This window comes from Paraciimarium castrense LEGE 11436, assembly GCF_056633055.1.
This window is the reverse complement of the sequence record NZ_JBSJOW010000004.1, coordinates 170,054-182,576: the sequence shown is the minus strand read 5'-3', so window position 1 is coordinate 182,576 and position 12,523 is coordinate 170,054. Positions and strand designations below refer to the sequence as shown.

General features: G+C 70.6%; 12 protein-coding genes. 6 read left to right on the top strand and 6 right to left on the bottom strand.

Annotated elements, in window-relative coordinates:
- Positions 1-9: 9 nt before the first annotated feature.
- The 3 genes from ACWJIO_RS08170 to psbA form a co-directional block, all read right to left on the bottom strand.
- A complete protein-coding gene (locus tag ACWJIO_RS08170) occupies positions 10-1,281 on the bottom strand; it encodes an NAD(P)/FAD-dependent oxidoreductase (protein ID WP_480312694.1) in 1,272 nt (423 codons plus the stop codon).
- A 2-nt stretch (positions 1,282-1,283) separates the two neighbouring features.
- Entirely contained in the window at positions 1,284-1,928 is a 645-nt protein-coding gene (locus tag ACWJIO_RS08165; RefSeq protein WP_480312692.1) for a Tll0287-like domain-containing protein, read from the bottom strand.
- A 78-nt stretch (positions 1,929-2,006) separates the two neighbouring features.
- A complete protein-coding gene (gene psbA / locus ACWJIO_RS08160) occupies positions 2,007-3,086 on the bottom strand; it encodes a photosystem II q(b) protein (RefSeq protein WP_480312691.1) in 1,080 nt (359 codons plus the stop codon).
- Between the two features lie 166 nt (positions 3,087-3,252).
- Between psbA and ACWJIO_RS08155 the strand changes: the two genes are divergently transcribed.
- Positions 3,253-3,795, top strand: a complete 543-nt coding sequence (locus ACWJIO_RS08155) for a DUF3122 domain-containing protein (protein ID WP_480312690.1) — start codon at positions 3,253-3,255, stop codon at positions 3,793-3,795.
- Positions 3,792-4,739 carry an EamA family transporter gene (locus ACWJIO_RS08150; protein WP_480312808.1) on the top strand — a complete coding sequence of 316 codons (948 nt, stop codon included), beginning with the start codon at positions 3,792-3,794 and terminating at the stop codon, positions 4,737-4,739. The genes ACWJIO_RS08155 and ACWJIO_RS08150 overlap by 4 nt, the downstream gene beginning before the upstream one ends.
- A gap of 27 nt (positions 4,740-4,766) precedes the next feature.
- Here the strand turns inward: ACWJIO_RS08150 and ACWJIO_RS08145 are convergent, their stop codons facing one another.
- On the bottom strand, positions 4,767-4,982 hold the full coding sequence (locus tag ACWJIO_RS08145) for a hypothetical protein (protein ID WP_480312689.1): 216 nt from the start codon (positions 4,980-4,982) through the stop codon (positions 4,767-4,769).
- Positions 4,983-5,102: 120 nt separating this feature from the next.
- Between ACWJIO_RS08145 and ACWJIO_RS08140 the strand changes: the two genes are divergently transcribed.
- Entirely contained in the window at positions 5,103-5,714 is a 612-nt protein-coding gene (locus ACWJIO_RS08140) for a hypothetical protein (RefSeq protein ID WP_480312687.1), read from the top strand.
- A 30-nt stretch (positions 5,715-5,744) separates the two neighbouring features.
- Here ACWJIO_RS08140 and ACWJIO_RS08135 read toward each other — a convergent pair whose 3' ends face one another.
- A complete protein-coding gene (locus ACWJIO_RS08135; protein ID WP_480312685.1) occupies positions 5,745-6,872 on the bottom strand; it encodes an NAD-binding protein in 1,128 nt (375 codons plus the stop codon).
- A gap of 176 nt (positions 6,873-7,048) precedes the next feature.
- Here ACWJIO_RS08135 and ACWJIO_RS08130 point away from each other — a divergent pair, with 176 nt between their 5' ends.
- The 3 genes from ACWJIO_RS08130 (at position 7,049) to ACWJIO_RS08120 (ending at position 12,222) form a co-directional block, all read left to right on the top strand.
- Positions 7,049-9,130: a transglutaminase family protein gene (locus ACWJIO_RS08130; RefSeq protein WP_480312684.1), complete on the top strand. Its 2,082-nt coding sequence runs from the start codon at positions 7,049-7,051 to the stop codon at positions 9,128-9,130.
- Positions 9,131-9,259: 129 nt separating this feature from the next.
- Positions 9,260-10,570, top strand: coding sequence for a ferredoxin:protochlorophyllide reductase (ATP-dependent) subunit N (locus ACWJIO_RS08125; RefSeq protein WP_480312683.1), 1,311 nt, complete (start codon positions 9,260-9,262; stop codon positions 10,568-10,570).
- Positions 10,570-12,222 (top strand): ferredoxin:protochlorophyllide reductase (ATP-dependent) subunit B, encoded by a 1,653-nt coding sequence (locus ACWJIO_RS08120; protein ID WP_480312681.1) that lies wholly within the window; start codon positions 10,570-10,572, stop codon positions 12,220-12,222. Before ACWJIO_RS08125 ends, ACWJIO_RS08120 begins: the two co-directional genes overlap by 1 nt.
- Here ACWJIO_RS08120 and ACWJIO_RS08115 read toward each other — a convergent pair.
- Positions 12,192-12,464: a hypothetical protein gene (locus ACWJIO_RS08115; RefSeq protein ID WP_480312680.1), complete on the bottom strand. Its 273-nt coding sequence runs from the start codon at positions 12,462-12,464 to the stop codon at positions 12,192-12,194. The two genes, ACWJIO_RS08120 and ACWJIO_RS08115, sit on opposite strands and share 31 nt — an antisense overlap.
- Positions 12,465-12,523 lie beyond the last annotated feature (59 nt).

Genomic DNA, 12,523 nt, shown 5'->3' with positions numbered 1-12,523 from the left:
TCGCCGGATTCAGCGCTGCCAGCGCATCAGGCCCAGCCGCCGGGCCAACCCCGTGAACGGCTTCAGGTAGGCACCCTCGTGGGGCTGGGCCTTGAGCATCCGATTCCAGTAGATCCAGGGAAAGCCCCAGCGCTCCAGCAGCCAGGCGAACCAGCGCTCCTTCACCGGATCCACCAGAAAGCTGCTCACGGGCTTCTTGGAGTAGTCGAACTCCACCATCATCACGCTGTGATCCGTGGTGATCAGCGGGCAGGCGCTGTAGCCGTCGTAGCCCCCCTGCACGCTTCGCCCCTGCAGCACCGCCTGCACATTGGCCGCCACCACCGGCGCCTGCAGCCGTACCGCGGCCGCAGTCTTGGAGGTGGGAAAGGAACCCACGTCGCCGATGGCGAACACATCCGGATAGCGGAGATGCTGGCCGCTGTGCGGGTCCACCTCAACCCAGCCCTCCGTGGGATTGACGGCCAGCGGACTCTCGGCCACCACCCGTGGAGCGGCCATCGGCGGCACCACGTGCAGCAGATCGAAGCCGAGCTCGAGCTCGTGGCTCTGGCCGCCTTCCTGCTCCCGGACCCGGAACACGGCCCGGCGCTCGGGGCCGTTCACGGCCACCAGGTCGTGGCGGAAGCGCACCTCGCTGCCATGGGCGGCGGCGATCGCCCCCATCGCCTCGCTGAAGGCAGGCACGGGGAAGAGGTTGCTCTTGGCGGTGCAGAAGATCAGCCGGGACTTCACGCCCACGCCACTGCGGCGCTTGAACTGCTGATCGGCGATGTGCATGATCTTCTGGGGTGCCCCCCCGCATTTGATCGCCGTGGCGGGCTGGGTGAACAGGGCCGTGCCGCCCTGGAAGCGCCGCAGACAGTCGCGGGTGTACATCGCAAAGCGGCGGCTGTAGATGCTGCAGACCCCGTGGCGACCCAGGGCCGCCGGCAAGCCGTCCACGGCGCTCCAGAGCAGATCGAGGCCCAGGGCCACCACGAGCACCCCATAGGTGATCCGCTGGCCATCGATCAGCTCGACAGCGTGCTGCTCGGGATCGAAGGCCACCACCTTGCTGCAGATCCAGCGCACCCCCTCGGGCATCACCGAGGCCTCGCTGCGCTCGGTTTCAGCCATCGGCACGAAACCGCCGGCCACCAGCACCCAACCCGACTGGTAGTCGTGAGAGGAGGAGGGCTCCACCACGGTGACATCGAGCTCGGGGGCCAGGCGGCGCAACCAGCTGGCCAGCGTGATCCCCCCCGTTCCGCCTCCCGCGATCAGCACCTGGCAATGCATGGTCAGCCTCCCTCAGAGGCCCTGAGCACCTCCTGCACCTCGGGAATGAACACGGCATACATGCCGCGCAGATCGCCGGGCTTGAAGTTGAACGCCTTGTCGGCGGGGTACCTCTCGCTCACGAATCCGGGGCGGCTGTCCTTGGTTCCATGACAGGCCAGACAGCTGGGTTGCACATCGATGCGGCGGTAATAGTTCACACCAGCGGTCTGGCCGGCGGTGGCCGGCTCCCACAGGCCGGTGATCTCGGGGTACCTGGCCAGCAGATCGATCAGCTGGCTCTCGTGGCTGTTGGCGGGGGCATGGTCGGGGTTGCGGTACTTGCTGGCCACCTGGCGCACGGTCCAGCCGTTCTCCTTGCTGATCGCCATGGCCCGCACACCCACGGGCCGGCACACCTCCCGCATGGTGTCCATGGTGGGCTCCTCGCTGCTGCCCTCGAGGCTGGAGGCCAGCTGCGTGCGCAGCTGATCCAGTTGCTCCATCGCCTCGACGGCCCGCGGCAGACCGGCCGGGCTGGCTGGTGCCTCCAGGGCGAGGGCGGGCGCCGGACAGAAGCTCAGCAACAGGCTGGCCAGCAGGGCAAAGGCGGCCGCCAGAGCCATCAGGGGCAGCATGCGCCGCAGAGTGGGAAACAGGAGGTCCATGGCAGAGCCAGGCAGGGGAACGATGAACAGGAAGGAGCCACTGGGGCGCCCCGCTGGCGCCATCTGGGCGCGACAGGATCAGCCGAGAGCTGGCGCCGTGAGCGCCACAGGAGCCCGATCAACCGCCGCCAGATCGAGGGGGAAGTTGTGCACGTTGCGCTCGTGCATCGCCTCGATGCCGAGGCCGGCGCGGTTGAGCACATCGGCCCAGGTGTTGATCACCCGGCCCTGGGCATCGAGCACGGAGTGGTTGAAGTTGAGGCCGTTGAGGTTGAACGAGAAGCTGGCCACCGCCAGGGCCGCGAACCAGATGCCCACCACCGGCCAGGCGGCCAGGAAGAAGTGCAGGCTGCGGCTGTTGTTGAAGGAGGCGTACTGGAAGATCAGACGCCCGAAGTAACCGTGGGCGGCCACGATGTTGTAGGTCTCCTCCTCCTGGCCAAACTTGTAACCCCTGTTCTGGGACTCGGTTTCCGTGGTTTCGCGCACCAGGGAGCTGGTGACAAGCGAGCCGTGCATGGCCGCGAACAGGGCGCCGCCGAAGACGCCGGCCACGCCGAGCATGTGGAAGGGGTGCATGAGCACGTTGTGCTCAGCCTGGAGCACCAGCATGAAGTTGAAGGTGCCGGAGATGCCCAGAGGCATGCCGTCGGAGAAGGAGCCCTGCCCGATCGAGTACACCAGCAGCACGGCGGTGGCGGCGGCCACGGGAGCGGAATAGGCCACGGCGATCCAGGGGCGCATGCCGAGGCGATAGCTGAGTTCCCACTCACGGCCCATCCAGCAGAAGATGCCGATCAGGAAGTGGAAGATGATCAGTTGATAGGGCCCACCGTTGTAGAGCCATTCATCGAGGCTTTTGGCGGCCCAGATCGGATAGAGGTGCAGACCGATGGCGTTGGAACTCGGCACCACCGCCGCCGTGATGATGTTGTTGCCGTAGAGCAGGCCGCCTGAGACGGGCTCACGCACGCCGTCGATGTCGACGGGGGGAGAGCCGATGAAGGCGATCACGAAGCAGCAGGTGGCCACCAGCAGGGTGGGGATCATCAGCACGCCGAACCAACCCACATAGAGGCGGTTGTCGGTGCTGGTGATCCAGTTCTTGAAGGATTCCCAGAGGGGGGTCCGGGAGGGAGGCAGGGAGGTTGTCGTCATGGGATCCAGGCGATGCGTGGACGAGGAGCCCAGCGCCGTCAGCGCCCCGAAGGACTGGGAAGGGCCGCTATGGGCCGAACCGGCGAGCTCCTGCTGCAAACGATAGCTTGTTATCGCTGTTAACGCATAAAAGACGATGAACCACTGCTGCCGGCGCCGGGGCCCCTTGGCCGGGCAGGCCCTGCGGGCGCTGCTCCAGCAGGCGATGCCGCTCATCCTGGGCCTGCTGCTGGTCATCGCCGCCGCTCCAGCCGCCCGCGCCGCCTGTGACCAGACCCCGGTGGACGTGCACAGCTGGACCCTCAGCGACCGCAATGGCGCCCGCTGGGGGCTGACCCTCTTCTCCCTGGAGGATCCCGACGGTGGGCTGCACGGCCGCCTGCGCCTCAGTGCCCGCTCCCCCCAGCTCAACCCCCACCACAGCCTGCCCCTGCAGGTCCGGGACGCCTCAGGCCAGCAGTGGAGCCTGCCGAACCGCAGCCACGAGCTGATCGCCCCGGACGACACCGGCCTGCCCGCCGCCACCGCTCAATTCGATGCGGATGCCCTGGTGCCCCGGCCCGGAGATGGCCAGCCGCTGGAGCTGGCCATCCCCCTGACCGGGGAGAAACCAACAGGGGAGGAGGCCTTGGCCCACCTGGGCCCTGAGCCGGTGCAGGCCCTGCACAGGCTCCCCGCTCCGCCCCCCAGAATGGCGCCCCGGCGCTGAGTGTCCCCATCACCCCCTACGCGCCCTGGGCGCTGCTGGCCCTGGGCACGGCGGTGCTGGAGACCCTGCGCGATCTGGCCCTGCGCCGGGTGCTGCGCCAGTCCGGCTGGAGCACCCTGCGGGTGATCGGCCTGAGCAGTGCCCTGGCCGCCCTGCTGCTGGGGCTGCCCCTGCTGCTGGCCCAGAGCCAGCCCCTCGATGGCTGGGCCTTCCTGGCGGCCCTGGCCGTGGGCGGCAGCCTCAATGCCCTGGCCTTCTGGGGCTATGGCCGCGCGATTGCTCTGGAGGACCTCAGCCTGGTGCTGCCGCTGATCAACCTCTCCCCCCTGGTGCTGCTGCTGGCGGGCTGGTGGGTGCTGGGGGAGCGGCCCTCCCCGAGCGCGGTGGCCGGCGTGGGACTGCTGGTGCTGGGGGCCCTGCTGCTGGGCCGCAGCCGCCGGGGAGGGCCGTCAGCGGGCGGCATGGCAGGGCTTGGCCAGCTCTGGGCGAGCCCCGGTTGCCGCTGGATGCTGCTGGTGGCGGTGATCTGGGGGGTGGCCGCCACCATGGACAAGCTGGGGGTGCAGGCGGGCGGCAGCGTGCTGTGGGTGCTCTCCCTGCAGCTGGTGATCGGCGGCAGCCTGCTGGGGCTGTCGCTGCCAGGCGGCCAGGCCAGCGGCCCAGCTAGTGCTATGCCCAGCGGCCAAGCCCGGATCGGCTGGGGACGGGTGCTGCCGTTCCTGCTGGTGGCCGCCCTGGCCGGGGCCGTGGGCACGGTGTGGCAGATGGAGGCGATCCGGAGCACCGCCGTGGTGCATGTGATCGCCATCAAACGGCTCAGCACCCTGTTCGGCAGCGGCATCGGCGTGGTGGCCCTGGGCGAGGCCGAAGGGCGCCGCCGCCTGCTCGCCGCCGCAGTGATGGTGCTGGGCGCCGCCACCGTGCTGTGGAGCGCGCTGCCCTGAGGCCAGGCTGGGAACCAGCCGCCGGGCTCAGAGGCCGGCGGGGCGGGGCTGCAGGCCCATCAGCTGGGCCACGAGGTCCTCACTCATCGAGGCCTGCAGCTGCCAGGCCTGGAGCAGGCTCTTGGCCACGGTGCGCAGCTCCTCGACGTTGTCGCAGGAATCGATCGCCCTGGCATGGGCCTCCATGGCGAATTGGCGGCTGAGGGAAAGGGTCTCCATGGCGTCGTTTTCGCGTTCGTTCACAACACGTTACAAAGCTGCCGCCGGTTGTGGGGTGCGGGTCTCCGAAGCGACCCCCAACGGGCGCTTCCGGCCCGGGAGGGGCACAGTGGAGGGCAGCGGCAGGCAAAACAGGGCATGGGCATGCGCGCACGACTGGGCCAGTGGCTGCGCCGCGTTGGCGATCGGCTCGATCCCGAGCGCGATCCCATGCTTGCGGAGCGCCAGCCGGCGCTGCTGGCCGGCGCCGCGGCGCCGGGCGAGTCCGCCCTCACCAGCATCGGCCTGGCCAACCCCAAGCTGCCCTCGATGGCGGGGCTGGATGAGGCCCCCGGCGCCAACGAAGACAGCCTGCCCTCGGCCCCCTGGCAGGGGGTGCGGGAGCGGGCGCTCAGCAAGAGCCTGCTCACCCTCCGCTCCGAGGCCGTCTACAGCCTGGGGGCCCTGCACGCAGCCCATCTCGCCGCCGCGGCCGTGTTCGACGACCGGCGCCTGGCGGTGGCCCTGGCCCAGCGCCGCGGCGACCCCATGGACGACGAGGTGCTCACCAAGCTGGCTGAGGCCGCTTCGATCTGGCACCGCGACAGCGCTTCCCTGGGGGTGGCCCTCACCGCGATCGGCACCGCCCAGGTGCCCGATCTCACCCTGGCGGAAGCCCTGCAGGTGGACGACGAGGAGGAAGCCTCCCTGGAGGCGATGGTGGAGGGCTATCAGATCGAGCTGCAGCGCCAGATCCTCGAAGAGGCCGAGAGCTGAGAGCAGCCCGCCCCTGAGCCAGCCTGACCCTCAGCTCGCCATGTGCTCGATGCTGATCAGGGCGGTGCCCAGCAGGCTGGTGACTTCGTGCAGCTGGTTCTTGCTGCCCATCACCACCAACATCTGCCCCGGCGCCAGGCGGTGATCGCTGCCCGGATTGGCGATCAGGCTCTGCTCCTCGAGCTTGTAGGAAGTGCCCCGGTACTGGCGCACCACCTCCTGGGCCGGAGCCGCCGGCTGCACGGCCAGCACCAGGGCGCCGGTGCGCCGCCCCAGCTGCAGCTCCCCCAGACTCATGCCCAGCAGCCGACCCAGGTCGCCCGGCTCAGCGCTGAGCCGGAACTCCTCCACCTCGCAATCGCTGCCGGCCAGCAGATCCATGAAGGTGACGGCCAGGGGCCGCAGGGCGGTGGCGGCCATCGTGCGGCCGCCGCTCACGTAGGGGCTCACCACCTGGTCGGCCCCGGCCAGGCGCAACTTGCGCTCCGCCTCATCGCTGTCGGAGCGGGCGATCAGGCGGCAGGAGGGGGCCAGCCCGCGGGCGCTCAGCACCACGTAGAGATTGGCGGCGTTGCTGGGCAGGGCCGCCACCAGGGAGCGGCACTGGTGAATGCCCGCCTCCACCAGGGTTTCATCGAGGGTGGCGTCGGCCACCAGCACCGGCAGACCGCGGTCCTGGGCGGCCGTGCTGCGCTCCTGGTCCAACTCCACCACCAGCAGCGGCACCCGCTCGCGGCTGAGCTGCTCGGCGATCTCACGGCCGATGCGGCCGTAGCCGCAGAGAATCACATGGTCTTGCATGGTCTTGACCCAGCGGCGGAAACGGCGCTCACGCAGGCGCCTGAAATAGCCCGATTCGGAGAGGCCGAGCACTCCCTGGATGCTGATCTGCACCACCACCAGGCCGCCCAGGATCAGCAGCACCGTCACCAGCCGGCCGGCTGGCGAGAGGGGCTGCACCTCGCCGAAGCCGATCGTGCTGATCGTGATCGCCACCATCCAGTAGCAGTCCGCCCAGCCCCAGCCCTCCGTGAGGCGATAGCCCAGGGCAGCCAGATTCACCAGCACCACCAGGGCGAGCGGGGCCCGCCAGGGCCGGCGAATCCGGGTGGATGGTGGACGGCGTCGGCGCCAGGGGCGCCAGCGAAGGCTGGCCATGGAGATCTGGATCCGAGGGCCGGATCGCTGCGCCATTAAACCAATGGTGCGCTGCCGCTGCAGGTCACGGTCGTAGCAGGACGCGGTCAGGCCAGAGCGCAGGATGGAGCGGTGGTACGGCCTGGAGCCGCGCCCTCTCCTCACCCACCGCACCGCCGATCGCCACGATGTCCTGGATGGAGGAAGCCGCCCGGCGGGCTGAGGGGCGGCTGGAGACTGCCGGAATCGCGCTCACCCTCGGCGGGGAGCCCACCCTGGTGCCCTTGGACCCTGAGGGCCTGGAGTGGTCGGTGGCGGCGGATGGCCCCACCAAGCTGCCCGTGGCCCGCGCCCTGGCGGCGGCGATCCAGCAGCGCACCTGGCCCGGCAGCACGCTGCTCTACTGCAGCGGCAAGCGCTACGAAGGCGAAGTGAACCCCCGCTGGGCGCTGCGGCTGATCACCGGCCGCCACGGCGCTCCCATCGCCCCCTGGCCCACTCCAGCCGCCACGGGCGCAGGGCTCACGGCCCCGGCCGGGGAGCCCTGGCTGCAGCGGCTGGGCGATCGCCTTGGCGTTGCCCTGGCGCCCCTGCGCCTGCTGGATGAGAGCGATCCAGAGCGCGCCGTCTGGGCGGTGCCACTCACCTGGGAGGAAGAGGAGGGCTGGAGCAGCGCTGGCTGGGAGCTGCCCCTGGAGCAGCGTCGCCTCACCGCCGCCCCGGGGCCGGCCGGCCTGCGGTTGCCGCTGGAGCACTTCCCCGACGACCTGCCCTGCCAGCTGCTCACCCTGGAGATCGGCCACGGGGGCTTTGGAGCCGCCGGCTGGGGCCTGTTCCTGCCGCCCCTGGAGCGGCAGCCCACGGAGGAACTGCTGCAGGCCATCAGCGCCGAGGCCAGCTGTCCGCTCACGGCCGCAGCCCTGGCTGAACCCGATCTCAGCGGCCTGCTGCCGGTGGATGCCAGCGAAGGCTGGGAGGTGCTGGGCCTCACCGCCGATCCGGGCGTGCTGGAGGTGAACCTGCCCGTGTGCGACAGCTGGAGCGCCTACCGCGACTGGCTGCGGCTGATCGAGGCGGCCGGCGCCGCGGTGGGCCTGCGCAGCTGGAAGCTCACCGAGGCCGGCGGCCAGCAGGGCACGGGCGGCGGCAACCACCTGCTCTGGGGCAGCCGCGACCTGCAGCGCCATCCCTTCTTCCCGCGGCCCGACTGGCTGGTGGGAATCCTGCGCTATTTCCAGCACCACCCCAGCCTCGCCTATCTGTTCAGCGGCTCGAGCGTGGGGCCGTCCTCCCAGGCTCCCCGGCCCGATGAGGCCCTCGGCGAGCTGTTCGACCTGGAGCTGGCCTACACCGTGCTGGAGCGGGCCCGCGGCGAGCAGCGCCAGCTGATCGGCGAAACCCTGCGCCATCTGCATGCCGATCGTTCCGGCAACAACCACCGCAGCGAGATCAGCCTCGACAAGTTCTGGAATCCGGGCGCCCCGGCCGGCTGCCTGGGGCTGATCGAGTTCCGGGCCCTGGAAAGCCTGCCCCAGGCCGACTGGATGGCCGCCATCGCCCTGCTCTGGACCCATCTGGCGGCCCTGCAGCTGGATCCGGCCCGGCGGCCAAGCCAGCTGCGCCCCTGGGGCGGAGCGCTGCACGACCGGATGCTGCTGCCCAGCCAGCTCTGGGCCGACCTCGAGGCCGTGTTCGCCGATCTGGAGGCTGCCGGCCTGCCCCTCGATGCCGCCCCCTACCGCACGATCTGGGAGTGGCGCTTCCCGCCGCTGCTGCGCTGGCGCGACCCCGCCGCGCCGGACGCTCCCGAACTCGCTCTGCTGCCGGCCCTGGAGCCCTGGCCCCTGATCTGCGACACCCCGCGGGAAGGGGGCTTCACCAGCCGCTTCGTGGACGGCTCCCTGCGCCGCTTCGAGCTGCTGGGCGCCGGCGCCCTGGCCGAGCACTACGTCCTGGTGCTGAACGGCCGCCCCCTGCCCCTGCAGCAGCCCGGCCCCCTGGCGGTGCGCTACCGCGCCAGCGCCCTCTACCCCTGCTTCCACCCCGGCATCGAGCCCGAGATGCCCCTGGTGCTGCAACTGGTGCCGCTCCCCGGCAGCCCTGCCGGCGAAGGCCTTGGCCCCTGGCCCCTGGCCCAGTGGGAACTGGAGCCCGAGGCCCTCAGCTTCACACCGGTGGAACCCACCCCGCTGGCCTGGCCCCTGGCAGCGCCCTGGAAACCAGGAAGCGAGCGGCCCTGCACGGTGGACCTGCGTCTGGGCCCTGACCTGGTCCCCTGACCTTGCCCCCTGGCACGGCCACGCCCACATCACAAACCCCACTGATCCCCGGCCAATCGGGGCCCCGGGCGCTGCCAATCGAGCCGATTCCCCCTAGCAGTGGGTAGCAACGCAGCAGTGGATCACCGCATGGGTGGATCGACAACAGTGGCGGCGGCCACAGCGGCGGCCCTGGACGTGCGCAGGGAGAGTGGGCAGCGCGAGGTGTTCTGCGGCCTCACCTCGATCGTGTGGCTGCACCGCCGCATGCCCGATGCCTTCTTTCTGGTGGTGGGGTCGCGCACCTGTGCCCACCTGATCCAGAGCGCCGCCGGCGTGATGATCTTCGCCGAGCCGCGCTTCGGCACGGCGATCCTGGGGGAGCGCGACCTGGCCGGCCTCGCCGATGCCAACGAGGAGCTGGATCGGCTTGTGGCCGACCTGCTGCAGCGCCGCCCCGAGATCCGCACCCTGTTCCTGGTGGGCTCCTGCCCCAGTGAGGTGATCAAGCTCGACCTGGCCAAGGCCGCCGAGCGCCTCAACTCGCGCCTCGCTGGCCAGGTGCGGGTGCTGAACTACACCGGCAGCGGCATCGAAACCACCTTCACCCAGGGCGAGGACCAGGCCCTGCTGGCGATGGTGCCGCTGATGCCCAGGGCGCCGGCCGCCCCTGCCGCTGAGGGGGCGGCCCCCACAGCAGCGCAGGAACTGCTGATCGTGGGCACCCTGGCCGACGCCGTGGAAGACAGGCTGATCAGCCTGTTCGGCCGCATGGGCATCGAGCGGGTGCGCAGCCTGCCGCCACGGAACTCCCGGGACCTGCCCGCCATCGGCCCCGGCACGCGCGTGCTGCTGGCCCAACCCTTCCTCTCGGCTACCGCCCGGGCCCTGACGGCCCTCGGCGCCCAGCTGATCTCCGCCCCCTATCCCCTCGGCGTCGAGGGCAGCGCCGCCTGGATGGCCGCCGCCGCCGCCGCCTTCGGCCTGGACGACGCCCGGGTGGCCGCGGTGATCGATCCCCTGGTGGAGCGGGGCCGGCGGGCCGTGGCGCCGCACCGCGAGATCCTTGAGGGCAAGCGGCTGTTCCTGCTGCCCGACTCCCAGCTGGAGCTCTCCCTGGCCCGCTTCCTGCAGCGCGAGTGCGGCATGGAGCTGGTGGAGGTGGGCACGCCCTATCTGGATCGCGCCCTGCTCGAATCGGAGCTGGCCCTGCTGCCCGCCGGCACCCCCCTCACCGAGGGCCAGCACGTGGAGAACCAGCTCGATCGGGTGCGCGCCGCCCGGCCCGATCTGGTGGTGTGCGGCCTGGGCCTGGCCAATCCCCTGGAGGCCGAGGGCATCGCCACCAAGTGGTCGATCGAGCTGGTGTTCAGCCCGATCCACGGCTGCGACCAGGCCGGCGATCTGGCCGAGCTCTTCTCCCGTCCCCTGCGTCGCCGCAACCTGCTGCGTTTTTCCTGATGGAACTCACCCTCTGGACCTACGAAGGCCCTCCCCACGTGGGGGCCCTGCGCATCGCCGCCTCGATGGAGGGGGTGCACCTGGTGCTGCACGCGCCCCAGGGCGACACCTATGCCGACCTGTTGTTCACGATGATCGAGCGGCGACAGCGGCGTCCGCCTGTCACCTACACCACCTTCCAGGCCCGCGACCTGGGCGGCGACACCGCCGAGCTGGTGAAGCGCTCGATCCAGGAGGCGGTGGACCGCTTCCAGCCCGAGGCCCTGCTGGTGGGTGAGAGCTGCACCGCCGAGCTGATCCAGGACCAGCCGGGCTCCCTGGCGGCCGGCATGGACCTGGGCAGCACCCCGGTGGTGAGCCTGGAGCTGCCCGCCTACTCCAAGAAGGAGAACTGGGGAGCGGCGGAGACCTTCTACCAACTGGTGCGGCACCTGCTCAAGGCCCAGATGCCGGCCCCGGGCACGCCGCCGCCGTCACCCCAGCGCTGGCGGGCCGAGGGCCGGCGGCCCCGGGTCAACCTGCTCGGCCCCAGCCTGCTGGGCTTCCGCTGCCGCGACGATGTGCGCGAGCTCACCCGCCTGCTGGGCGCTGAAGGCATCGATGTGGGGGTGGTGGCGCCCCTGGGAGCCCACCCGGCCGACCTGCTGCGCATCCCGGCGGCCGATGCCAATGTCTGCCTCTATCCGGAGGTGGCCGGGCCGGTGTGCAGCTGGCTGGAGCGGCGCTTCGGCCAGCCGGTGGTGCGCACGGTGCCGATCGGCATCGGCGCCACCCGCGACTTCCTGGGCGAGCTGCGCCAGGTGCTCGGCCTCGAGGAGCAGCCGATGGCACCGGAGAGCTCCTCCCAACTGCCCTGGTACTCCCGCTCGGTCGACTCCACCTACCTCACCGGCAAGCGGGTGTTCATCTTCGGCGATGCCACCCACGCCATTGCCGCCGCCCGGGTGGCCAGCCGGGAGCTGGGCTTTGAGGTGGTGGGCCTGGGCAGCTACAGCCGCGAGCTGGCCCGGGATGTGCGGGCCGCCGCCCGGGAGCTGGGCCTCGAAGCCCTGATCAGCGACGACTACCTGGAGGTGGAGCGGGCCATGGCCGAGGCCATGCCGGAGCTGGTGCTCGGCACCCAGATGGAGCGCCACAGCGCCAAGCGGCTCGGCATTCCCTGTGCCGTGATCAGCTCACCCCTGCATGTGCAGGATGTGCCGGCCCGCCATGCCCCCCAGATGGGCTGGGAGGGCGCCAACGAGCTCTTCGACAGCTGGGTGCACCCGCTGATGATGGGTCTGGAGGAGCACCTGATCGGCATGTTCCGCCACGACTTCGAATTCGTGGAGGGCCACCGCAGCCACCTGGGAGGGGGAGCCTCCAGTCCCGCAAACGCGACCGAAACAGCCGCTGCGGCCGAGGCGGTGGCTGAAGTGGGAGTGGCTCGGGAGGGGGTGGCCGAAGCGGGAGTGGCTCAGGAGGGCTCTGCTGAACAGATCCCCGCAGGCGAGCTGAGCTGGACCGCCGATGGAGAGGCCGAGCTGCAGAAGATCCCCTTCTTCGTGCGCAGCAAGGTGCGACGCAACACCGAGGCCTTCGCCCGCGCCCGCGGCCTTGGCGCCATCGACGCCGAGACGCTCTACGACGCCAAGGCCCAGCTCAGCCGCTGATCTGCGCTCAGGATCACAGCCCAGGGGCAACCCTTGGCCGAGATGGTGGAGCTGAAGCCGGTGGCCTTGGCGTTGAGCGTCTCGTTCAGCACCTGCAGGTTGGGGCCATCGCTGAACTTCAGGAACGCCCGGATCGGATCGGGGCCTGGCTTGGCGGAGGAGGACGCGAAGTGGATGGTTTTGCTCACCACGGGGGCGCCGCCGATGGCCTCCAGGTCGCAGATCAGGGTGGCCTGGATCACTGCGATGACAGCGTTCTGGGCTTTCGCTGGCAGCAGGGCAGGGGCTGCATCGCAGCCCC

Coding starts and splice junctions, on each gene's coding strand:
- ACWJIO_RS08170 (WP_480312694.1), bottom strand. CDS start 1,281: ATGCATTGCCAGGTGCTGATCGCGGGAGGCGGAACGGGGGGGATCACG.
- ACWJIO_RS08165 (WP_480312692.1), bottom strand. CDS start 1,928: ATGGACCTCCTGTTTCCCACTCTGCGGCGCATGCTGCCCCTGATGGCT.
- psbA (WP_480312691.1), bottom strand. CDS start 3,086: ATGACGACAACCTCCCTGCCTCCCTCCCGGACCCCCCTCTGGGAATCC.
- ACWJIO_RS08140 (WP_480312687.1), top strand. CDS start 5,103: ATGCGCGCACGACTGGGCCAGTGGCTGCGCCGCGTTGGCGATCGGCTC.
- ACWJIO_RS08135 (WP_480312685.1), bottom strand. CDS start 6,872: ATGGCCAGCCTTCGCTGGCGCCCCTGGCGCCGACGCCGTCCACCATCC.
- ACWJIO_RS08130 (WP_480312684.1), top strand. CDS start 7,049: ATGGAGGAAGCCGCCCGGCGGGCTGAGGGGCGGCTGGAGACTGCCGGA.
- ACWJIO_RS08125 (WP_480312683.1), top strand. CDS start 9,260: ATGGGTGGATCGACAACAGTGGCGGCGGCCACAGCGGCGGCCCTGGAC.
- ACWJIO_RS08120 (WP_480312681.1), top strand. CDS start 10,570: ATGGAACTCACCCTCTGGACCTACGAAGGCCCTCCCCACGTGGGGGCC.